20 protein-coding genes are annotated in these 21,598 nt (G+C 61.3%); 12 read left to right on the plus strand and 8 right to left on the minus strand.

Annotated features, from left to right (window positions below):
- Positions 1–191: 191 nt before the first annotated feature.
- Positions 192–1,463 (minus strand): vWA domain-containing protein, encoded by a 1,272-nt coding sequence (locus tag ACTIAO_RS12200; protein ID WP_441906490.1) that lies wholly within the window; start codon positions 1,461–1,463, stop codon positions 192–194.
- 222 nt (positions 1,464–1,685) lie between these two features.
- Between ACTIAO_RS12200 and ACTIAO_RS12205 the strand changes: the two genes are divergently transcribed.
- Positions 1,686–2,351, plus strand: a complete 666-nt coding sequence (locus ACTIAO_RS12205; protein ID WP_441906491.1) for a cyclase family protein — start codon at positions 1,686–1,688, stop codon at positions 2,349–2,351.
- Positions 2,352–2,484: 133 nt separating this feature from the next.
- Here the strand turns inward: ACTIAO_RS12205 and ACTIAO_RS12210 are convergent, their stop codons facing one another.
- The 3 genes from ACTIAO_RS12210 to ACTIAO_RS12220 form a co-directional block, all read right to left on the minus strand.
- Positions 2,485–3,036, minus strand: a complete 552-nt coding sequence (locus ACTIAO_RS12210; RefSeq protein WP_441906492.1) for a cysteine hydrolase family protein — start codon at positions 3,034–3,036, stop codon at positions 2,485–2,487.
- Between the two features lie 8 nt (positions 3,037–3,044).
- Entirely contained in the window at positions 3,045–4,061 is a 1,017-nt protein-coding gene (locus ACTIAO_RS12215) for a zinc-dependent alcohol dehydrogenase (protein ID WP_441906493.1), read from the minus strand.
- 80 nt (positions 4,062–4,141) lie between these two features.
- Positions 4,142–4,975: an SDR family oxidoreductase gene (locus ACTIAO_RS12220; RefSeq protein ID WP_441906494.1), complete on the minus strand. Its 834-nt coding sequence runs from the start codon at positions 4,973–4,975 to the stop codon at positions 4,142–4,144.
- Between the two features lie 68 nt (positions 4,976–5,043).
- On the opposite strand from ACTIAO_RS12220, the gene ACTIAO_RS12225 reads away from it, so the two are divergent.
- From ACTIAO_RS12225 to ACTIAO_RS12240, 4 genes are all read left to right on the plus strand, one after another.
- Complete coding sequence (locus ACTIAO_RS12225) at positions 5,044–5,631, plus strand: TetR/AcrR family transcriptional regulator (RefSeq protein WP_441906495.1); 588 nt, start codon at positions 5,044–5,046, stop codon at positions 5,629–5,631.
- A 164-nt stretch (positions 5,632–5,795) separates the two neighbouring features.
- Positions 5,796–7,697, plus strand: coding sequence for an ABC transporter ATP-binding protein (locus tag ACTIAO_RS12230; RefSeq protein WP_441906496.1), 1,902 nt, complete (start codon positions 5,796–5,798; stop codon positions 7,695–7,697).
- 63 nt (positions 7,698–7,760) lie between these two features.
- Positions 7,761–8,312, plus strand: a complete 552-nt coding sequence (locus ACTIAO_RS12235; RefSeq protein ID WP_441906497.1) for a HEAT repeat domain-containing protein — start codon at positions 7,761–7,763, stop codon at positions 8,310–8,312.
- A 411-nt stretch (positions 8,313–8,723) separates the two neighbouring features.
- Positions 8,724–8,945: a hypothetical protein gene (locus ACTIAO_RS12240; RefSeq protein WP_441906498.1), complete on the plus strand. Its 222-nt coding sequence runs from the start codon at positions 8,724–8,726 to the stop codon at positions 8,943–8,945.
- On the opposite strand, the gene ACTIAO_RS12245 is transcribed toward ACTIAO_RS12240, so the two are convergent.
- Entirely contained in the window at positions 8,929–9,474 is a 546-nt protein-coding gene (locus tag ACTIAO_RS12245) for a hypothetical protein (RefSeq protein WP_441906499.1), read from the minus strand. The two genes, ACTIAO_RS12240 and ACTIAO_RS12245, sit on opposite strands and share 17 nt — an antisense overlap.
- Before the next feature lie 116 nt (positions 9,475–9,590).
- Here ACTIAO_RS12245 and ACTIAO_RS12250 point away from each other — a divergent pair, with 116 nt between their 5' ends.
- The 5 genes from ACTIAO_RS12250 to ACTIAO_RS12270 all read left to right on the plus strand — a co-directional run bounded on the left by ACTIAO_RS12250 (position 9,591) and on the right by ACTIAO_RS12270 (position 16,419).
- Positions 9,591–11,693, plus strand: a complete 2,103-nt coding sequence (locus ACTIAO_RS12250) for an ATP-dependent nuclease (RefSeq protein WP_441906500.1) — start codon at positions 9,591–9,593, stop codon at positions 11,691–11,693.
- Positions 11,693–13,555: a UvrD-helicase domain-containing protein gene (locus tag ACTIAO_RS12255; protein ID WP_441906502.1), complete on the plus strand. Its 1,863-nt coding sequence runs from the start codon at positions 11,693–11,695 to the stop codon at positions 13,553–13,555. Before ACTIAO_RS12250 ends, ACTIAO_RS12255 begins: the two co-directional genes overlap by 1 nt.
- Before the next feature lie 716 nt (positions 13,556–14,271).
- Positions 14,272–14,712, plus strand: coding sequence for a hypothetical protein (locus tag ACTIAO_RS12260; protein ID WP_441906503.1), 441 nt, complete (start codon positions 14,272–14,274; stop codon positions 14,710–14,712).
- A 63-nt stretch (positions 14,713–14,775) separates the two neighbouring features.
- A complete protein-coding gene (locus tag ACTIAO_RS12265; RefSeq protein WP_441906504.1) occupies positions 14,776–15,723 on the plus strand; it encodes an SIR2 family protein in 948 nt (315 codons plus the stop codon).
- Between the two features lie 270 nt (positions 15,724–15,993).
- On the plus strand, positions 15,994–16,419 hold the full coding sequence (locus ACTIAO_RS12270) for a hypothetical protein (protein ID WP_441906505.1): 426 nt from the start codon (positions 15,994–15,996) through the stop codon (positions 16,417–16,419).
- A 26-nt stretch (positions 16,420–16,445) separates the two neighbouring features.
- Here ACTIAO_RS12270 and ACTIAO_RS12275 read toward each other — a convergent pair whose 3' ends face one another.
- Positions 16,446–17,195 (minus strand): hypothetical protein, encoded by a 750-nt coding sequence (locus ACTIAO_RS12275; protein WP_441906507.1) that lies wholly within the window; start codon positions 17,193–17,195, stop codon positions 16,446–16,448.
- A 377-nt stretch (positions 17,196–17,572) separates the two neighbouring features.
- On the minus strand, positions 17,573–18,439 hold the full coding sequence (locus ACTIAO_RS12280; RefSeq protein WP_441906508.1) for a hypothetical protein: 867 nt from the start codon (positions 18,437–18,439) through the stop codon (positions 17,573–17,575).
- Between the two features lie 87 nt (positions 18,440–18,526).
- Here ACTIAO_RS12280 and ACTIAO_RS12285 point away from each other — a divergent pair, with 87 nt between their 5' ends.
- Positions 18,527–19,639, plus strand: a complete 1,113-nt coding sequence (locus tag ACTIAO_RS12285; protein ID WP_441906510.1) for a hypothetical protein — start codon at positions 18,527–18,529, stop codon at positions 19,637–19,639.
- On the opposite strand, the gene ACTIAO_RS12290 is transcribed toward ACTIAO_RS12285, so the two are convergent.
- Positions 19,583–20,320 (minus strand): hypothetical protein, encoded by a 738-nt coding sequence (locus ACTIAO_RS12290; RefSeq protein WP_441906511.1) that lies wholly within the window; start codon positions 20,318–20,320, stop codon positions 19,583–19,585. The genes ACTIAO_RS12285 and ACTIAO_RS12290 overlap by 57 nt on opposite strands.
- A gap of 840 nt (positions 20,321–21,160) precedes the next feature.
- Here ACTIAO_RS12290 and ACTIAO_RS12295 point away from each other — a divergent pair.
- Positions 21,161–21,598: hypothetical protein (locus ACTIAO_RS12295; protein WP_441906512.1), on the plus strand; the 438-nt coding region annotated here is incomplete at its 3' end.

Genomic DNA, 21,598 nt, shown 5'->3' on the forward strand with positions numbered 1-21,598 from the left:
GACGATGCAGGCGGACGATGCAGGCGGACGATGCAAGTCGGCCGCGGAAGTCGGTCGTACAAGTGCGCATGGACGACGGCCCTGCTGAGCCCAGCGCCTGCGCGAACGAGCACCGCCACCTCCCGAGACTTCAGGAGGTGGCGGTGCCTAGGGCGAGTTCCCTCAGCGGGAGGCTCGGTGCTGCTCAGCCGTTATGCCTTGCGGCGGCGGAGCAGGAGCGTCGTGCCGAGCCCTGCGAGGATCAGCGCGATGGCGCCGCCGGCGAGGAGGCCGACGTTCTCAGCTCCGGTCGTGGCGAGGCCACCGCCTGGAGCTGCCGACGCGGTTGGCGTGGCGGCCGGCGTGGTGCTTGCCGGCGCCGTCGTGGTCGGCGTGACCGTGACGGTTGCGCTCGGCGTTGCCGTGGCGGTTGCCGTGGTCGTCGCAGTCGGCGTGGTGGTCTCGGTCGGCGTCGTGGTGGCCGTGGGCGAGGTGGTCTCGGTCGGCAGTGGGCCCTCCGTGACCGTGACCGTGGTGGTGGCCGTCGCTGTCTGGCCGTCGACCGTGACGAGCGTGACCGTCACCGTGTAGGTGCCTGGCGTGGCCCACGTGGCCGTCGCCGTGTCGGCAGCGCCGGCCGCGACCTCGGGGTCACCGTCGTCGAGCGTCCAGGTCCAGGTGGCGACGTCCAGCGGGGCGCAGTCGGCTCCGCTTGTCGTCGTGAGCACAAACGGCTCACCAGCGACGGCGGAGAAGGTCGGCGCCGTGAACTGCACGAACGGACGCGAGACGACCTCGCCGATGAGGCGCTCGAGGATCTCATCGATGGTCTCCGAGGAGCCGTCGAGGGTCGTGACGAAACCGCCCGTTGCTGCGGCCAGGGCCGTGTACTGGCCGCTGCTGTCGGCGAAGGAGCTCGTGAGCAGCGGGAAGACCTGCGTGTTGGTGGCGTTGAGGTCAGCTGTGACGCTCGCTGCCGTGAGCGTGGGGTCAGCGACATCCGGGTCGTGGAACGTCTCGTCCGTGATGAGGATGATCGCGTGCGGTGCGCTCGGCGTCCAGGAGAGGTTGTTGAGTGTGTGGTTGAGCGCGTACAGCACAGCCTCCGGGCTGTCACCGCCGCCGCTCGCGGAGAGCGTGGCTGTCGCTGCCGCGAAGGCTGCCGCATCTGTCGTGAAGTCGGTGGCCGTCTGGGCGACGATCGTGTCGCCAGCATCCTTGTATTCGACGAGCGCCACACGCCCACCGGCGGCGCTGATCGTGTTGGCGGCCGACACCGCGGTGTCCTGGGCAGCGGAGATCGCACCGCTCATGGACCCGGTCGTGTCGATGAGGATGGCCACGTCTTGCGGTACGGCCTCGCAGGTCGGGGCGGGCTCGGCGGGAGCTGGGGCCGCGAATGCGGGGCTCGCGACGGCGAAGAGCCCCGCGATTGCGATGCCGCCGATGACGGCGGTGAGTGAACGTCGGACGCGCTTTGGCATGCAGTCAGCCTTTCAACGGACGTGCGCGGTGGGCACGTGACCTGGGAGAGCGGAGGCGCCGAAGGAGTGAATGCTTCAGCGGATTCAGGCTCACAATAATCGAAACTGAGCGTTTGCAGTGAGAAATTTCCATTAACCACCGGACTAATGGATGCACTTAATCCTTGGTGTCACTCCCGTCACATTCGTCACAGGGCCCAGAATGCTCCATAGGCTTGCGCCATGACGCCCCTGATCACCGATCTCACGCATCCACTTGTCTCCGGCATGCAGATATACCCGGGTGACCCCGAGGTGCGGGTCACCCCCGCCGCGTCGCTTGACGATGACGGCGTCGTCGTCCACCGGCTGCATCTGGGCACGCACTCCGGCACGCACCTGGATGCGCCCTCGCACTCGATCGCTGGTGGCGACACCGTCGAGCGCATCGCACTCGGGCGACTCTTCGCTCCACTGCACCTCGTCGACGTGACCGCGCTCGCGCGGCCGCGGCAGCGGATCGAGCTCGGCGAGGTAGCTGCTCAGCTGGATGCGATCGAGGCCGGCGCGATCGTCGTGTTCAGGACCGATTGGTCGGAACGGTTCGGGCAGCCCGACTACCTCGACCATCCGTTCTTGGATCCGGCGATCGCGAAGCGCCTGCTCGAGGTCGGGGTGAGCGCCGTCGGGGTCGACACGCTCAGCCCCGACCAGACCGACGCGAGCGCTGCATCCGCCGGATTGCCGTTCCACGAGGCGTTCCTCGGCGAGGGCGGCGTCATCATCGAGAATCTCGTCGGGCTCGCCGCAGTCGACACCACTCGACGGCCGTGGCTGTCAGCACTCCCCCTGCCCTTCGCGGGCCTCGACGGCTCACCCGTCCGCGCGGTCGCGGTGCACCTCTCGTGACCGTCGAGCCGGTCTCGCGCATGGTCTTCGAGATGGTGGCAGACAAGAACGCCTCCCTCATCGAGGACCGTTCCAGGGGTGCAAGGCGAGCCCAGCGGAGGACTGCGGCGAGGCCGGTGCCTGCGTCCGAGGACTACGTTGCTCGAAGCGCGTCGAGAACCTCCGCAGACGAGGCGACCTCCGCGAGAGCCGGGAAGACGTTCGCGAGCGAGTGCTCGTGGGCGGCGGGTCGCGGGTCGGAGACCGCGTCGGCAACGACGGTCACGTTGTACCCGAGGTCGTAGGCGGCCCGAGCGGTGGACTCGATCCCGAACGTCGTCGCGAGACCGGCGAGCACGAGCTGCGTCACTCCCTCAGCCCGCAGCTGCTCGTCGAGGTCCGTACCGGCGAAGGCGCTGAGCGCGGCCCGCGAGACCTGGATCTCGTCCGACCCGACCGCGAGGCCTTCGTCGAGCTCCAGCAACGCGTCTGGCCAGACCCGCCCGCCCGCTCCGGCCGCGCTGCGCCCTGGCGGGGTGCCCGTCGAGATCGCGAACGCGATGACGCCGCCTGCCTCGCGGAAGCCCGCGAGCAGCTCCGCGACGCGCTCGCGCAGTTGGCCAAGCGGCACGGCGACGGCATTGCCGACCGTGAGCGCCTGCAGGTCGACGACGACGAGGGCCGCTTTGGGATCGAGGGTGAGCATCCGCTTGCCTACTCGAAGACCACGACGACTTTGTCGGTCGCGCCTGGCGTCGCGGCCAACTTGAGCGCGCGGTCCGCCTCCGCGAACGGGACGACGTCGCTGATGATGTGCTGGTACTTCTCCCACTGCTCGATGATCGAGTCGGTGACCTCGAAGATCTCGGTCGGGTAGCCCATCGACAGGCGGATATCGACCTCGGTGGTCAGGATCTCCTGCAGGTCGATCTCGACGGGAGTCTTGTGGACGGCGACGATCGTCAGCACGGCTCGGTTCTTGGCCGCTTCGAGGGCGGTCTTGATGACGACGGGCACACCGGCGGCGTCGTAGTAGACGTCGGTGGCGGGCTTGGATCCGCGACCCATGAATCCAGGCACCTCACCGTGCAGCTCCTTGAGGCGCTCGATGACGTTCTCCTCCGCCGAGTTGATGACCGCGTCGGCCCCCACGAGCAGGGCCTTCTCGAGGCGGTTCGGTACGACGTCGACCACAACCACGTGCTCGACGCCCTTGGATTTGAAGCCGATCGCCGCGCCGAGGCCGACTGGCCCCGCCCCGAAGACGACGACCTTGGAGCCTGCGCCAGCGCCCGACCTGTTGACGCCGTGGTAGGCGACGGCCATGGGCTCGTTGAGGGCCGCGACTTCCCAGGGGATGTGCGCCGGGATGACCCGGAAGTGCACGCCAGGCTGAGCGTCGAAGAGCACAATCTCCTCGGCGAGGGCACCCTGCGCGCCGCCGTTGCCGATGATGCCGTCACGGTTCGCCATGGGATTGATGACGACGTGGTCTCCGACGGCCACGCCCTCGACGTTCGCGCCTACCTGCACCACCTCGCCCGCAGGTTCGTGCCCGAGCGGCGTCTGTCCGATGCGGGGCGGGATGCCGCCGTTGTGCACGTAGAAGACGTCCGACCCGCAGATGCCGCACGCCTTGATGCGCACGATGACGTCCGCATCCCCGGCATCTGGCCGGTCGACCTGCAGGAGTTCGGCGTTGTCGGTGCCGGTGACGATGAATGAGTCCACTGTGCTGCTCTCTATCTCTTGAGTCTCTGGGGTTCGTTCTATGCGGCTTGCGGTGGCGGTAGCGGTCGGATGCGCGTGCTTCAGCGACCGGGAAGAGGCACGCGGCCCGAGGTCACGGCGGCGACGTTGCCGCCGTCGACGAGGAGGTCGATGCCGGTGATGTAGGTGGCTTGGGGGCCGACGAGGAAGGTCACGGCGTCGGCGATGTCGCTCGGTGTGCCGATGCGGCCGGAGCCGGAGTGTTCGACCATCGCGCGCATGAACGCGCCGGATGGGCTGTCGAGTTCGCGGCGCCCCATGGCCGTCGAGATGACGCCGGGGCTGACGCTGTTGATGCGAGCGCCGCGGGCACCCCAGGTGCCGCTCGCGTGCTGCACCTGGATGCGGTTCGCCTGCTTGGAAAGGCCGTAGGCGACGCCGGCGTTGCCGAGCACTTCTGGCGCGAAGAAGGGCAGCTCGAGCAGACCCTCGGGGGTCGACTCGCGGATGGCATGCGCCTGCTCGGTCGAGAACGGCGGCGTGAGGTAGCTCGACGAGCTCGAGATGAGGACGCCTGCCCCACCGGGCGCGACGACCTTGCCGAACGCTTCGAGCACGAGGGCGGCACCGCGGAGATCGATGCGGAGCACCGCCTCGAGCGGCGCCTGGGTCGGCGAGACGCCGGCGGTGTGCACGACCTGCGTGACCGACCCGAGTTCGGCAGCAGCGGTTGCGAGTGCCTCGACGGAGTCGCGCGACGAGACGTCGACCTTCGCGGTGCGCACGGCGAAGCCGTCGGTCTCCATGGATGCGGAGAGCCGGTCGAGCAGGTCCGTGTTGAAGTCCGCGAGCAGGGTTGTGCGACCGACGGCCAGCCGCCTCGCGATGGTCTCCCCCATTCCCCCGGCGCCGATGATGACCAGAACATCCGACATGGTGCCTCCTTCGGCAACAGATGATTTACGAGACATTATGCACCGTAAATCGCGGATAGCCTGGGAGCATGACATCTGCCACGGGACAGCGAGGGCGCCCACGCAGCGAGGCGTCGCGCCAGGCGATCCTCGCGGCGACCAGAGACCTGCTGCTCGAGGGCGACTACGACGCGCTGACGACGGCGGAGATCGCGAAGCAGGCGGGGGTCGGCCGGCAGACCGTGTACCGCTGGTGGGGCTCGAAGGCGGCCGTGGTGGCCGATTGCGTCGTCGAGGGGCTCGTGGCGTTTCCGCTCGAGACGCCCGCGGCGACGGGTGACCCAGCCGTGGACCTGCGCGTGTGGCTCGAGCTGTCGCACGAGCGCCTTGCCGCGCCTTCGACGGCTCCGCTCGTGCGTGCGCTGACGGCCGCGGCGACGACCGACGCGCAGGCAACCGAGAGGATGGCCGAGCTGTTCGCCCCCGTTCGCGAAGCGATGCGTTCGTCGCTCGCCGCTGGCATCGACGCGGGATCGATCCGCGCGGGCACGCATCCCGACGCCGTCGTCGACCTGTTGGTGGGAAGCCTCATCTACGCGGTCGTCAGCCGTGACGCATCCGCTCGCGATCGCGTGCAGCCCGCTCTGGACGTGGTGCTCGCCGGAATCCGGCTCTAGCGCCCGAGCTCGAGTGAGATGCGGCCCGCAGCGCGGCCGTGGCGCAGTAGTGCCGTGGCGCAGTGGTGACGTCAGCGGACGAGCTTCTGCGCCCCTGGCGGACAACCCGGAACTGGGGCTCACCGCGATCTATGCTGAGCGCGGCATCCACGGAAGGAACCGCTATGAGCATGGAAGGCGCGGCCTGGAGTTCGCTCTACAAGATCTCGGACGCCAAGGGTGGCACGAACGGGATCTCCCGTGAGTCGGTGCGTCGGATCCTGACGTTCGCGGTGCCCTACCGATCCAAGCTGGTGATCTTCATCGCGCTTTCCATCGTGGGAGCGTTCCTCGCGGTCGCCACGCCGGTGCTCGCCGGTCAGGTAGTCGACGTCATCGTGGCCAAGGGGGCGCTTTCCACGATCGTCTGGATCGCCGTTCTGATCGCCCTCGTGGCCGTCGCCGACGCGGCCGTGTCACTGGTGACGCGCTGGTACTCGGCGAGGATCGGCGAAGGCGTGATCCTGGACCTGCGTACCGCCGTGTTCAACCACGTGCAGAAGATGCCGATCGCGTTCTTCACCCGCACGCGGACGGGTGCCCTCGTGAGCCGCCTGAACAACGATGTGATCGGCGCGCAGCAGGCGTTCAGCGGCACGCTGTCCGGCGTGGTCACGAACCTCGTGGCGCTCATCCTGACCCTCATCGTCATGCTCAGCACGTCCTGGCTCGTGACGGTGCTCGCCGTGATCATGCTGCCGATCTTCCTCATCCCTGCGCGCCGCATGGGCAGCCGCCTCGCCGCGCTGCGTCGCGAGGCCGCCGACCACAACTCGGCCATGAGCACGCAGATGACCGAGCGCTTCTCGGCGCCGGGTGCCACCCTCGTCAAGCTGTTCGGTCGGCCGGACGAGGAAGCCGAGGAGTTCCGCGTCCGCGCCGCCCGTGTGCGCGACATCGGGGTGCGCACCGCGATGCTGCAGTTCGTCTTCTTCACCGCGCTGATGCTCGTCTCGGCGCTTGCCCTAGCGCTCGTCTACGGGCTCGGCGGTGCGCTCGCTCTCGGCGGTCAGCTGGAGACCGGTGATGTGGTCACGCTCGCGCTGCTCCTCACCCGCCTCTACGCGCCGCTCACGAGCCTCGCGAACGCGCGGGTGGAGATCATGAGCGCCGTGGTCAGCTTCGAGCGTGTCTTCGAGGTGCTGGATCTCGAGCCGCTCATCCAGGAGAAGCCCGACGCTGCCACCGTTCCTGAGGGTCCGGTTTCCGTCGAGTTCGACGACGTCCACTTCGGCTACCCGTCGGCGGACAAGGTGTCGCTCGCTTCGCTCGAGGAAGTCTCGACGCTGGATACGCGCGGCGGCGAGGAGGTGCTGCACGGGGTCTCGTTCCGGATCGAGCCGGGGCAGACCGTCGCCATCGTCGGCACGTCCGGTGCCGGCAAGTCCACGATCGCGCAGCTCCTTTCGCGCCTGTACGACGTCGACAGCGGCGCCGTGCGCCTCGCGGGCACGGACGTACGCGACGTCACCTTCGCGTCGATGCGACACACGCTGGGCATGGTGACGCAGGACGGCCATCTGTTCCACGAGACGATCATGTCCAACCTGCGCCTCGCACGGCCCGAGGCGACCGACGATGAGGTGTGGGATGCGGTGCGCCGCGCCCGTCTCGAGCCGCTCATCCGCTCGCTGCCAGATCAGCTGGACACCATGGTGGGTGAGCGCGGCTACCGACTTTCCGGCGGCGAGCGTCAGCGGATGACCATCGCGAGGCTCCTGCTCGCCCAGCCGCGCGTCGTCATCCTCGACGAGGCGACTGCGGCACTGGACTCGACGTCGGAGGCCGCCGTGCAGGCAGCGCTGAGCGAGGCGCTCGAGGGGCGGACGGCGATGGTGATCGCCCACCGCCTGTCCACGATTCGCAGCGCTGACCAGATTCTCGTGATCGAGGACGGCTCGATCATGGAGCGCGGCACGCACGAGGAGTTGCTCGCCGCGGCCGGGCGGTACGAGGAGCTGCACCGGACGCAGTTCGCGGTGCAGAAGAATGTGGCGGCGGATGTGGATGCGGCGGGCGGGTCCTGAGTTCGAAGCGGGAAGGTGCTTCTCGGGCACCTGACCGGAGCCCGGTCCGCGTAGGGTGAGCTGATGTCTGAAATCCCCGCTTCAAGTCCTGCGCCCGTTCCTGTAAACCTGCCGCTCGAGCAGCGGCTGGCGGCTGCCGTCGAGCGATACGGCCAGTCCGAGTTCGTTGAGCGAGCACTCAACCTCATCAAGGGGTACGACGAAGGCGACGATCTGCTCCTCTTCGTCGGCGGCGATCACGCGCAGGGCATCCTCGATGGTGCGCCCGTGCTCTATTGGCCCGAGCTCTGGGGCACCCGAGCGTTGCTGTACGTCTGGGATGAGTCGGCCGCGCCAGCAGTAATCGGCACGCTCGGGAACCCGGCTTGGCGCGTGCGCGAAATGGGCGCAAGGGTTGTCGCGGCGCGCGAGCTCCCAGCAGCATCCGAACTCGCCGGACTGCTCGGCGACAGCGTGGCTCGAGTGCGCTCGGCAGCCGCGAGGTCCTTGGGAGCTGTAGGCGCGCTCGAAGATCTGGATCGCCTGCGGCCGCTCCTGAAGGACCCCGAAATCGATGTGCGGCGAAGTGCGCAGCAGGGCATCGAAGCATTGCGCGCGAGGTTCCCTAAGAGCTAGGGGGCGTCACGGTTTGGCTTGCTCCACGGCCCCTGTCGGGATGAAGTGCAGTCGGCCACGACACTCGGAGAACACGACACGGGCGGGCGTGCTGGCCTGACGGCTCTGCGAGTTCACCATCGACCGGGGTAAGGACTACCAACTTACGGCACCTCGAAAGGACCTACTGAAAAACAAAATTGCCCGAACCCGCAACCGCAAGTTCGAGCTATTTCGACGTCTTGCAACATCTCACCGTCGTGCTGTTCTCCTGCTATGCAGAACAGATCGACCGGGGTTGGCGGGTCCTGCAGGACGCTCATGCTTCGCAGCCTAGTGACGACGGACGATGGGCCACAGCGAGCGCATCGCTCATACGCCCGGATTACGAGCGATCGTCTCAGATTGATCGTTGCCGACTACGAAGCCGGGATGTCTGCCTACGACCTGGCCGAGAAGTACGGCCACAACCGCGGCACGATCATGAAGCACCTCGCCACGGCAGGCGTCCGCTCTCGAGTAGCTGTGCCGACGAACGATGAGATCGCACACTGGCGCGAGCTCTACTCGCAGAGGCTTGGCTTCAAGACCATCGCCCGCCGGGTCGAGCGGAATCACAAGACGATCCGCAAGTACCTCACTTCGACTGCTTGAGTTCAGGTGTGTCAGTCGTCCCTGGCTTCGACGCGTTGACTTTTGCCTCCTCTCTGTTGAGGCGTTGTGCAAGCATGAGGAGTGTTCGTGCGTAGGCAGACCAGTCGATGCTGGGCTTCATGATGACCCCGATCTGGTGCGCACCTCGTCGAACCTTTCGGTTCCCGGTCGGTCGAGAGGCGCCCATGAGCACAGCTCGGTAGGCAACGCCGATCTCCTCCATGATCGGCAGCGCATCGGTCGGTGTGCAAACGACCTGCGGCAGCGCCACGTACTGAAACCGCTCGAACAAGATCGAGTAGGCACGCCCAGCGCGCTGCGGCAGGGACCTGTCGCCAGCATTCACCGTGGTGCGAGTCTCAAGGGCCGCCCGCTCATCCCCAGGGTTGATCGTCTGGAAGTACTGATGGAGGTCCAACTGCTCAAGAGGCGCCGGCACGGTGTAAAGATTCTGTAGGTTCGCATCTTCCCAGAGCCGCTTCAAGAAGTAGTGACGAGCCAGAAAGTCTTTGGTTGTGAGACGCGGCATGGATGACTAAGCTATGCGCCGACACTGAGGTCTTGTCAAACGATCTTCAACTTCTTTGACTAATCTCTCTACACTGTCATAATGGAAGTATTGTAATCAATCAGGAGTGAGGGTTCGTGAAGATTTCCAAAGTTAGCGTTGATGGCTATCGTCTACTAAATGGATTCGAAATGGATCTGAGGGATGACCTCTCGTTGGTCATCGGCAAAAACAACACCGGCAAGACCTCTCTCTTGAACATTCTCAGCGCCTACCTTTCGGGCTCACAACCACGGTTTGCTTTCGAGGATTTCTCGGTAGCGAAGCAACGAGAGTTGCTGTCAATACTTGCAAGCGTCAACCTGTCGATTCCAGCCAGCCTCCCAACAATATCGCTTACACTTACGATTAGATACGACGAAAATGACAATCTTCGCAATCTGTCGAAGCTAATGGTGGACCTTTCCCCAAATGCACGCACGGTGAATTTGCGCTTTACTAGCACGATCTCGGCGGATCAGCTAGAGCGTCTGCATGCTGACATTCACGCAAATCTTACAGCGGTGGCAAAGGCACTGGACACTGACCTGGAATCCGACCAGAAGCAGGACGAGGTCCAGCGTTTTCTGTCGAAGAAGCTCAAAAAGTACTTCGTACGACAAGTCGTCTCATTTGACCCCGAAGACGCGCGCATGGACCTAGACCTTACGGATGAAATCTCTTCGGTCAGGCGAGTACTGAACCTCGAGTATGTGAGTGCCAGGAGATCTGTGGAGAACAGAGACGCAGGAAAGGGCGGCAGCGGCTCTGCGCGTGCACTATCTCAGTTGTCAAGCGAATACTTTCAGGATCACACTGGAGGTAACGAGGAAAGTGCACCCTTCATCCAGCTAGCTGCAAAAGCCGCCGTGACAGACCGTGAATTCACGAAGGCGTATAAAGATGTATTCCAGGATGTCGTAGCTAAAGTTAAACGTTTTGGTGCGGTAGCTGGGCTTGGCGGAGATATTCATGTTATGTCAACGATTCAGCCAAGTACGCTTCTCAATGACAGCACCTCCGTCAAGTATGGAGAGCCGGATACTCTCTTACCAGAGGACCACAACGGACTGGGTTACTTGAACCTGATTGCCATCATCATGGAAATTGAGATCCGTCTCCTGCGCATTAAGGGTGCAGACAACTCCAATACCTCCGACGTGAACCTACTAGTGATCGAAGAGCCAGAAGCTCACACCCATCCGCAGCTCCAATACATCTTTATTAAGAAGATCAAAGAGCTGCTCAAGGAGCACTGCGAGACAAGCGACATGCAGCTCCAGACAATCATTACGACACACTCTTCGCACATAACGGCCGAAAGCGATTTCGCTGATATCAAGTATTTTCGACGCATCGAGGATCGTGTTGAGGCGCGTAACATGACGGACCTAGAGCAGAAGTATGGCACTGATAAGAAGCAGTATCAGTTTCTTACACAGTATTTAACTCTAACCAGGGCTGAACTCTTCTTTGCGGACAAGGCTATCTTGATCGAGGGCGATACTGAGAGAATTCTTATGCGAGCGATGATGCGCAAGATCGACGAATCAGATTCTACCCACGAATCACCGCTTGGATCGCAGAACATATCCGTGGTTGAAGTCGGGGCTCATTCGCAAATTTTCGATCATTTTATTGAGTTCACGGGGCTCAAGACCTTGATTATTACGGACATTGACAGCGCAAAGGTTCTTGAAGATAAGGACGGAAAGAGGAAACTTCATGCATCTCCTGTGTCAGAGGGTACCCACACGACGAACGGTGCCCTGAAGCATTTCTTGCGCCTCAACCAGTCGGGCCTCAAAGACAAAGGCGATCTCAAGGCGCTTCGCGAGCGTCCAGTCAAGTCCAAGCAGCTCACTAAGGAAAACGATATCTGGGTTGTTGCTGACGACGATCCGTCCCTATTTATTGCATACCAGACTGCAGAGAAGGGTTACGAAGCGCGTAGTTACGAGGATGCGTTCATCCACCTGAATCGCGACTACATAAAGGCTAATAAAGCAACCTTTAGAGGCCTGAAGCATATTGAGTACTTCGAGGACGCACAATACCCCCCATACGTGCTGGCCGAAAAGTGTGTTATCAAGAAAACTCATTTTGCGCTGGATGTCATCTACTCAGAAACTGACTCAGAAACTTCTTGGGAAATCCCTGGCTATATAGCCGAGGGACTTCGCGAACTGCGAGACGCATAATGAAGGAACTTGAGCCTGAAGTCATCGAAGCCGAAGCATGTGTTCGTTCGAACCGAGATTTTCTAATGAAAGGCGGGGCTGGGAGCGGGAAAACTCACTCGATGCTCAGCTTCCTGGAGCAGATATATGCGTCAGACCCAGCAGCAAAGGTGGCCTGTGTCACTTTCACGAACGTTGCGGTTAACGAGATACGAAGTAGATTCCCTACTACGAACCTCCAGGTGTCCACGATACATGAGTTTGTGTGGTCGTTGATCGGGCGCTTCCAGAAGAATGTTCGTGAGTCACTGGCAGCCCTTGTGAACGACGGAACGATCAAGTCCAGCTTTGTACTTCCTATAGAACCGGACATCTGGACAGAAGCAATCACCTACAAGGAGTGGTTGAGTATCGAGTCAGGAGAAATTTCGCACGATGAGCTGCTCAAGGTCGCGAAGCACCTCTTTTCAGCTCACCCGTCATTAGCGAAGATATTAATCGATCGCTACGATCTACTACTCATCGACGAATACCAGGACACACCCGTCGACGTCTTGGTGATACTTCTAGAGCTTCTTCCCGATCCCAACGACCGGAGCCTCAGGATCGGGCTCTTCGGCGACAGCGAACAAGCGATCTATGAAGGCGAGAAGGGGGTTGATGTGGTTGCCTCAGCAATGAACTCTGGCCGACTCCACGCGATCACCAAGATCCAGAACCGTCGTAACCCATCTTCTGTTTTACGAATCATCAATCATCTTCGATCAGATGATCTTACGCAGGTCGAGTCGACCGACGAAAGCGCTCCAAACTTCGGCAAAATTGGCAGCGCGCGCTTTCTGTACACTCGGCAGGAAGAGTTGACCACAGATTCATTGAGAGATCTTGATTATTGTAAGGGTTGGCGATTCGAATCTGACAGCACGAAGTTGCTCTATCTCGGTAAGTCTATGATCGCACGAGAGAAGCAATTCCCGTCACTCATGGCGATCTACGACAAGGACCGTGTCGTAGAGTACGCGAAACGCCTTAGGGAAGGTCTGGCGAAAAAGAACATATTGGTAGACGCCGGCATTTCTTTAGGTCAAGTTCGCGAGTCTCATGGCGACTCTTTTCCACCTACACCAACGCAGCGAAAAGCCTTCGAGCAAGAGCCGGAGCTGCTGGCAGTGGCTTCCACATACTCATTCGAAGATATCGTGACAACATCTACCAGCTCGGACCGACTCCTCGGAACAAAAAAGGTTTCGGAATTGGACGATCGAGATCGAGGAGAGAAGCGCGATCCTCTCATCAATCATCTTATAGCGATCCAGGAGATTCGGCGACAGTTTAGACGAGGTAAGTTCAGCGCGGTGATTAGGGCCATGGATGAAGAGATCACCAGTATCGACGGACGACAAGAGGTTGCCAATAGCCTTGAGGCACTCGATGCCATGGACACTTCCTCTGTTTCGGAGGTGATAACCTTTGCGGAGGACTCCGGTCTCCTGCGCAGGAAAGATGCCGTGCTTCGCTTCCAAGCAAAACACCCTTATCGCTACAATCGCGTAGGAGCCGTTCCGTTCGCTGAGGTCGTAAATCTCTACGAATATGTCGAAGACCACTCTCCGTACTCAACTCAGCATAGTGTTAAAGGCTCCGAGTGGGATAACATCTTCATCTCCCTTGATAACGGAGGGTGGAACAACTACAACTTCGAGAAACTACTTGCTGACCCGCAAGGGCGGACATCAGTTCTCGATCGTTCCCGCATGATGTTATATGTGACGTGCAGTCGCGCGAAAGAAAACTTAATCGTTTACGTCCACAAGCCTGCGGCAGGGACTCTCGCTCGCGCTAAAGACTGGTTTGGCATCGATGCTGTCGAGTGCGTCGGATAAGCTATGGAACGACTTAGAGCTTTCTACTAAATACGAGCACCGTCGGTACATATCTACAGAGGTGGGTGTCGCCCGCTACTGATGTACCGAGCAGGTCCGCCGGGCGAGCGCCGACAGAGGTGAACCCACACGTTTCTAATACGGGAACTCTCTTCACATGTACCGATGCAACGAAAAAGACGCCCAAAGGACGTCTTTTACCTCTATAAGTACTCGATGAAAATCGATAACCATAATTATCTTGGTCGGAGTGGCAACCCGCCTAGAACTGGGTCACCCCGACCAACGCTGAAATCCATCCGGCTTGGTCAATCCGTTTGCACCCTAGGGCATCTAAAGACAGTTCAACCGCGGTTGGGCGGCCGTGCTGATGAAGAGTCGGGATCAAGGGGCAGGGACCAGGCCTCCAGGCTTCTCGAGTGACGTACCGGGCTCGTCCTAGACGCGCAGACTCTGTTTGTCAGCCCCTAGCATCCACCACATCGACCGCCGCTCAATACTCTCAGAGCAGCTCGAGGTGCACCGTTCATCTCTTCACGTTCGCCGACACGGCACCGCGCCTCGGGGAAGATTGATCTCTTCTCCGCGAGAATCGCCTTATGACGACAGAAGACCTGCGGCGCACAGCTGACTTGCTTGGCGCAGGTGCATCGAAAGATGTAGGCTTGCCTCTCACTGACCAGCTGGCCTCTGAACTAGTTCGTGGACTCAACGAAATGGAGACGAGCTCTCCACGAAGGCCAGGCTGGCTCAGCGCACTCAACTTCACCTACGCATCCATTGCGAGCTATCAAGCTAGGGATGGCGGCAACCCGCTGCAGGGCGTAAATGTCGAGCGGCTCATCTCGGCCCTGCGTCTGCTCTCCGATCGCGAGGACCATGAAGCGGCCCCCTTCGTAGGAACCTGGAAAGACCCGGTGCTACCGGCAGGACGCGTCCACGCGGATGAGCACACAGCCCGTCGGGTAGTCGAGAGCATCGGCCAGGCGCTCGGTGGTGGGCAGGGACATGCCTCCAACGCAAGGCAGGCGGCCGTCAACACCGGATACTACTTGGCTGAGATCGCGGAGCGTGCGAAGACGCCCGTCCGGCGTGAGGACTATCAAGAGGCTGATAGGCGAATCCTCTCACTGTTGGGTGAGGTCCTGCGAGTCTAAGGATCAGTCGACTATCTGCACCCGCTCATCGACCTAGCTGAGTCGCAGCACGACGGACTCGACGTGATCACGCTGAACTACGACTTGGCGGTCGAGCAGGCAGCTTCGGAGCGTGGTGTTCACGCAAAGCGCGGCGTTCAGACTTGGCCAGAGTCCCCAATAGCGTTCCCGACGTACGAGGGTGTGCTGAGGCTCCACAAAGTCCATGGCTCACTAGATTGGCAACTAGAGGCAGACTGCGGCTCCGCGTTCGCCGCACCAAGGCTGTCCGTGCACGACGGGATCTCTACGAGACCCTGGTTAGTCGTCGGCGACAGAGAGAAACTCGCTACCAACGGACCGACACTCGATCTTCTTCGCGCCGCCCAAGACGCGCTCGAGCGTGCAGACCACTTGATCGTCGCCGGATACGGCTTCGCTGACATGCACGTCAACTCAATGATCCGTGACTGGTTGAACCGAGACGACGAAAGAACCCTCGGTATCATCGACCCGACATGGCCGTACCCCGACGAACGGGCATTCCGAGGGTGGCTACTTCACACATACGGAGACTCAGCACCCAGCTACGCGTATGCGGACCCCGCAGCACAACGCAAATCCACGAATCGGATACAGGCGTTTCAGGGTGGTGCGCGAGCAGCACTTCCGCGAGCAGTTGCGCTCCGCACGGTCGACGACTCGTCAACCTGGGATGTCACAATTACGCACGTCGCTACCGAGGAAGGTTCCAGTGACGCGAAGGTCATCCTGCAGTTGGATGGTGCACCGCTGACGAGCGTCTGGTTCACGGTCGGACGAGCAGGGCCTCGGAATGTGACGGTCATCGGCGATGATTCGATACTCGCGAAAGTCGGCACCAACTTCCCGACAACAATCAGCGAGTGGTTACCCGGTCAGCCTGCCATCATTCGCATCCCGTTCGTCTCGGATGAGGGCCGTGAGATCACCATCTACGGGCGCAGCCTGACGCGCGACATAACTCGGACCGTTACTGCCTACCCGAGTTAATGTGGTTGGTACTGCACAATTGGCACACCCGACACGCGTGGATCGGACAAGTCTTAGCGTTTATCAGACATCTGAATGACTGCCATCATCGGCTCAGGGACTCTTGAAGTACCTACGGCGGTGTCACGAACGATAAGGCTATGAACACTTCCGAAGCACAACCGTACCTACACTGACAACTCCCGAATGCTTAGTTCCAGTCTCTATGAACGCATGGAACGTGGGGAGCGACCCTGAGCACGCGCATCCTGTCATCGACTTCACGACTCAATGGTGGATATGCTGGCGCACATGACAATCACAAGTCCTCAGCAGCGCAAAGCGGTGTCGGAGGGGTTTGCTTTGGGCCTCATCATGTCGGGTACACAACAGCTGCCATGGAACAAAGTCGCCATCGACATCGCTTTCCCCGAAGCCTGGCACGATTGGCAGCACAAGGGTGCGTTCCCCCAGGTCAGCACTGACCTGCGCAACGGCTCCGATCCCTTCTGGGTGATCACCCACGCCGACCAGAGCAAGCACACCTTGAACCTCTACTGGGATACATCAGGTACGGAGCTCGTGATCCGGCGGCGGTCTCAGTGGGCAGCCGAACCGATCGATGCGGAGTGGGCAGCTCAGCGCATTGGCGGACGTTTTTCGCCTGACGCTTGGGGTGACCTGGCTGCGCGTTTTCTCGAGCGCTTCGGACCGTGAATCCCAACCTCGGGGCAAGCTAGGTGTCAGCGGAGACCAGATCGAGCCTCGATGACCCTCTTGAGCCACCGGATGCCGCGATAGATGGCAATGACCAGTATCGCCACTAGCGCCACCATGATGATCAGCATGCCGGTGACTCCCCATGGCAGCGAGGCACCGTAGTCCACCGCAGTGAGGACAACGCCCACCGCCATGACGACTACTCCGAGGATAAGGAGCCCCGTCCAGGCAACTAGCGGGGTGAGGCGAAAGCGCTTACGAGATGTGCTGATGGCCCGCTCTGTCTCGCTTGCGCCGTGCTGTATGACGTCGATATCCGGGAGGACTCGGTTGACGGTCACGTTTGGCGTCCCGTCTACGACGACGCGAATGCTCGACTGGAACTTTCGGTGCAGGAGCGCCGGGTAAAGGCGGATCGTGTTCGGCAGTCCAACGACGAGCCGCGCAGACTCGAGGTCAGACGCAGGGCTTGAATCGAGAATCAGGGCTCCAAGGTCGAATGTGAGGGGTTTTCCAGCGTCAAAGAGCTGAGATCCGATGTCCGCGCGGCCGCTCGACCAGAGACTGAGCTCAACGACTTGGGGATTTGTAACAGGACGGCCGTCTAGCGCAACCGTCAGTCGGCCATGGGCGCCGCCATGAGCGGTCAGTAACGGCGTCACATCCGCTCGATAGCGGAGTTGCCGCTTCGGGTTCATCTTTCGGTACGTCCAGACCGAAATCACCGACGCGACGATGATGCCAACCAAACCGATCAGTGCCTCAAGTCCCATGAGTGAAGTCTCGCAGAAGCGGAGCCCATGGGTGTCTACCAGCTACCGATTCTTCATGCGTGCACGAGCAACGATGCTCCCGATCCGCTCCTAGTTCTGGCCACTGAGATGATGGTGGGTGAGGAGTAGATTCACTGGCCAACGGACAAGGCAAAAACACCGTCGTACAGCTCCCGCAGGACTCCGCAACCGCAGAACATCACCTTGGATGAGCAGGCCTGGGCGCGCGCACTTCGCTGCCAGGGGTTGGCCCAGCCACTTCGAGTCAGTTGCGAAGTTCGCGGAAGAGATGCGTGTGGTGTCAGGCTTCGAACGAATACACGGTTCAAAGACTCGATCGTCGAGGTACTGCGTGACCGACGGGCTGCTCGCGGGGCTTAGCCGGCTTGCGTTTTGCCGGGAGGACGGATGAAGTCCAGATGTCCGTCAGCCAGCCGGTTCACGGCAGCCCAGGTTTCGGTGTCGACGGGGTCCGCGCGGAACCGCTCCGCGATCGCATCGGTCACGACGCGCGCCGCTTCGATGAGATAGAAGCTGTACTCAATAAGTTGCTGCTCATCGAGGCGTAGCGTCCTCGTCTTGTAGTCGTAGAAGTTTGCGGTTGCCCCACCCTGCCCATGGGCGACCGCCGACAGATCCGAGTAGATGATCCCGGACTGAGATTTCGAATGCGATCTGGACAAGACGAGCTTCGCCGCGACACCAGGCCCGAGTTCCTCTAGCTTGACACCTCTTTGCTCTGCCCAAGCACCGATGGATTGCTTGTAATCCTCGGCAGTACCCTCGGAACGATGCACGCGGCTGAACCGAGTCACCGTCTTCCCGTTCCGTACCGGGAACTTCAGATCGTAGAACTCAAGGGAGGCTAGCCGCCGCAGCACCTCCTCGGTGCTGTCCGCTTCGACGAGCCAGAGCACACGCCCAAACGCCTCGAGTGCGGCGCGAGTGACCGCAGCCAATGCAACAGAGAAGCCCGACTTGTGCCTGGCGAGCACGAACAACGCCTCCAGGTGCTCAAGCGAGACTTGAGCCCCGCGTCGGATGGCGACTCGAGCGCTCTCCGACGGTGGATTCGCATTCCACCCGATGCGCGGCTCATGACTTGGATCTACACCGGGTGTGCTCCAGGCCGCAGCGCGTTGCTGCTCATCGGTGGAGGCGAGTATGAGCGTCTGCGCGGCCCGCTGGACCTGCAATAGCGAGCCAAGCAGCGCCGTTCGGTCCTTGGACAGCATTGTCAGCATGACTCCATTCTGCCCTCGCTCGAACGTGGGCCAGGCAATGCGAAAGTAGGGACCATGAGCAGACCGCCGCGTCCCCTGGATAAGTTCATGTCCGACCTCTGCGAAGCCCCGGACGGCACCCTCGTGGTGGACTCGGAAGAGCAGTCCCGTTTTAGGCAGCTGGCAGGCCTCGCGAAGCGACGTGGGCGGATCCCCGACGAGTGGGAGACAACATTCTCCCGACGCGAGGAGGGTAGGACCGTCCGCTTAGCGGTTCGACTCGGGCCTCTGCCCGAATGGCAGACGCGCGTGCTTGAGCCGATTCCAGTCCCCGCGCGACTCACAGACCCGAACGATGTCACGCAGGCGCTCTCGGTAAGCGACACGTTCACAGTTGAGGGCAATGCACGCGAGCGAGCGCTGCGCCTCATGCAAGCACTCGTCGACGCGGCCAGGACAGAAGGCTTTTCAGTCAGGGCGATCATCGGCAAGAAGCTGCACTGGAGTGGTGACGTTCGACGCGATGAAGTCGAGTTCGTTAGTGGAGCCCATCGGTTCCAGCTCTGGTTTCGGCAGCCGATCGACAGGCTCCCCCACGAGCCCAGCGAGCGGGAGACCGCCCGAGCGAAGCGTCGCTACTTGTTTCCAGACTTCGACGAGGTGCCGAGCGAGAACCTGACGCTCAATCTCGAGGGGCAGGGAGAGCAGTTTTGGGCGTCGTCCTGGTCGGACACTGCTCCCGAGAAGGAAGGCCTGCGACTAGAAGACCATCTTGCGCAGGTCCTCGAGGAGATGAAACTCCGCTGCATCCAACTCACTGAGGCTCAGGAAGAAGCCGACCGCATCCATGACGAAAAGGAAAGGCAGCGACGCCATGACGAGGCGTTGGCTCGCGCTTCATTCCGAGCAGAGTCCCTAACCGAAGCGATGCACGAGCAGGCCGAAGAGTGGCAGGAAGCGAGGCGGCTGCGCGCGTACGCGAGCGCGATCCGCCCAAGCATTGAGGCAGGTCAAGGGCGGAATGAGTCAGCGCTGGCTTGGGCGAGTGAAATCGAGCAGGAGGCTGATCGAATTGATCCAGTCCCCCACGGTGCGCGGGCGCCTCACGTTCCGGAGCCGAGTTGCAGCCAGTTGCAGGAGCACATGCCAAGCCACGATGGTGAATCAGCCCCACCGTCTCGGCCGGTTCACGTTCTGAACCGGGATCTCGTCAGGACGTAGCGGACGATCGACGACAGTACGGTAGTTCCACGGTGTGATAAGCCCCTCCTCGAGTTCGCGCTCGAGGAGCCACGCAGCTTGTGAGTGCTCGAGGCGCCGCAACTGGTCGATGACCTGCGTGGTGACTTCGGTCAGCCGGAGCACCTCAGATTCGGCGGCCGCCAATCGCTCGTAGAGGGTCACCCCACGGTGACCACACCACGCCCGCAGCAACTCGTGGAGCGGGCGATCGCGCTGCTGGTACTGCTCGAACTCCCATTCTGGGGAGGTGCCGCGTCTCTCATTGATGGTGGAGTCACGAAACTCGCGACCGTACTTGCTCCGCGTCTTGCACTCTCGCTCGTCGAGGTCGACCCACTCCAGAAAGGGCTCGGGGTGCTTGGATGCTACGGTTTCTGCGACTGCCAGTGTGCCTTTCGGAGATAAGTAAAGGCCCTCATCGGTCTCGAACGAGGGCAGATCCTGCGTGATCGCTTCAAGCGCGCTCGCACCGATGATCTCCTCGAACGCCGCCCGATCACGAATGAGCGTGGTCCACTTGACGGGCTTCGTTTCGATGCCGGCGACGTCGCCGGTGATCAGTTCGTCGAAGACCATGTAGCACGCGGAATCCTCGACCTCCGTCAGCTCGAAATCTCGGAGCCGGTCCCAGTTGGCCATGAGTTCGTCGTACTCGGCCACCGATGACCAAGGTCCACGCAGACGGAAACCTGGGACGCGCAGTTCCGTCTCTTCGCACGCAGTTGCATCGGGGAACTCCACCCGGAAGCGGACAGGTCGCTTTTGATCCAAGATCTCGAGAAGCCTGACCCGACGCGAATCGTCAGTGTCCCTGACGCGGTAGATTTAGTCCTGTCCGACTTGCACGTGATTAACGATAGACCCTACATCAGGCTAGATACCAAGCCTGCGCGCGCCTCAGCACACAACCGTCGAGCCGCCCCAGGGCGACGCACCGGCCGGGCCAGCACCGTCTAGTGTCGGCCATATTCCGCGCGCCTTCGACGCATTCATGCGCCCGGTCGATAGTTGCCGTGAAGTGAATAGCGTTAATTACACCGGTCCATAGCACAAGTTTGGCGCTTGTCAAGGCCAGAGGCCTGGCAATTAGAGAATTGCGACCACGAGGCTATCTGTTACGTTACAAGGGAACAGGCTAACTTGATCACCGACGATCAAGCCCCTCATACGGCGAGCAATCACGCCCCGAGGTCGACTGTTCAGCGAGTAGTCAGAAGGGGGTGATTACAGAATGGACGAAAAGACGAATTTGGAAGTGTTTGCCGGGCGATGCCCTCCCCACACACTCCTCCCCGAATTCGACGGAGTCGCAGTCTTCGGAGTCGAGGACAAGACTCAGTCGAACGTAAGCGACGACACCTCGGTTACCGAGCTTGAAGTCGATCTCGCCCAGGTCTGAATATGTGCGGGGGCGTCATTAGACGCCCCCGCACATTCAGCTAAAAAGCCAAAACGCCGACCTATGGCTCGCAGCCATTGCCAACGAGTAGGTGAATTCTCATGACTTCGGTGAACGTGGAACACGACGGCGTGTTCCTGATGGATCCCCTCAGAGACGACGACGTCTTTGACCTTCGACGAGAAGCCGTCCACGCGGCGCGCGCGTCTATGCCAGACAGTGTTGAGGTCTATGTAGGCGCAAGGCCTGATGGGAGCTTCGGAACACCCCTCCGCTGCCGATACGCGCAACGCGGACCAGTCCTTGAGCGCTTGCACCGCGATCCGGACTTACTGACCCAGATGCGCGAAGAGACTGGGCTAAATGACCTCGAACCGTCCCGCACTTCATACATGTTCTACGGGAGCGGGGACTATCTTGGCATCCATCGCGATTCGAACGCCTGCGACTACACCCTTTTGATCGCAATCACGGACAAACTTGACCCGCTGAGAGCTGCGACAAGCATGATCGATGCTGGTAATAGTGAAATAGCTGAC

This window comes from Microbacterium sp., assembly GCF_052099035.1.
Lineage (GTDB): Bacteria > Actinomycetota > Actinomycetes > Actinomycetales > Microbacteriaceae > Microbacterium.

Coding starts and splice junctions, on each gene's coding strand:
- ACTIAO_RS12225 (WP_441906495.1), top strand. CDS start 5,044: ATGACATCTGCCACGGGACAGCGAGGGCGCCCACGCAGCGAGGCGTCG.
- ACTIAO_RS12255 (WP_441906502.1), top strand. CDS start 11,693: ATGAAGGAACTTGAGCCTGAAGTCATCGAAGCCGAAGCATGTGTTCGT.
- ACTIAO_RS12275 (WP_441906507.1), bottom strand. CDS start 17,195: ATGGGACTTGAGGCACTGATCGGTTTGGTTGGCATCATCGTCGCGTCG.
- ACTIAO_RS12260 (WP_441906503.1), top strand. CDS start 14,272: ATGGAGACGAGCTCTCCACGAAGGCCAGGCTGGCTCAGCGCACTCAAC.
- ACTIAO_RS12245 (WP_441906499.1), bottom strand. CDS start 9,474: ATGCCGCGTCTCACAACCAAAGACTTTCTGGCTCGTCACTACTTCTTG.
- ACTIAO_RS12235 (WP_441906497.1), top strand. CDS start 7,761: ATGTCTGAAATCCCCGCTTCAAGTCCTGCGCCCGTTCCTGTAAACCTG.
- ACTIAO_RS12210 (WP_441906492.1), bottom strand. CDS start 3,036: ATGCTCACCCTCGATCCCAAAGCGGCCCTCGTCGTCGTCGACCTGCAG.
- ACTIAO_RS12200 (WP_441906490.1), bottom strand. CDS start 1,463: ATGCCAAAGCGCGTCCGACGTTCACTCACCGCCGTCATCGGCGGCATC.
- ACTIAO_RS12285 (WP_441906510.1), top strand. CDS start 18,527: ATGTCCGACCTCTGCGAAGCCCCGGACGGCACCCTCGTGGTGGACTCG.
- ACTIAO_RS12280 (WP_441906508.1), bottom strand. CDS start 18,439: ATGCTGACAATGCTGTCCAAGGACCGAACGGCGCTGCTTGGCTCGCTA.
- ACTIAO_RS12205 (WP_441906491.1), top strand. CDS start 1,686: ATGACGCCCCTGATCACCGATCTCACGCATCCACTTGTCTCCGGCATG.
- ACTIAO_RS12270 (WP_441906505.1), top strand. CDS start 15,994: ATGGTGGATATGCTGGCGCACATGACAATCACAAGTCCTCAGCAGCGC.
- ACTIAO_RS12230 (WP_441906496.1), top strand. CDS start 5,796: ATGAGCATGGAAGGCGCGGCCTGGAGTTCGCTCTACAAGATCTCGGAC.
- ACTIAO_RS12220 (WP_441906494.1), bottom strand. CDS start 4,975: ATGTCGGATGTTCTGGTCATCATCGGCGCCGGGGGAATGGGGGAGACC.
- ACTIAO_RS12240 (WP_441906498.1), top strand. CDS start 8,724: ATGTCTGCCTACGACCTGGCCGAGAAGTACGGCCACAACCGCGGCACG.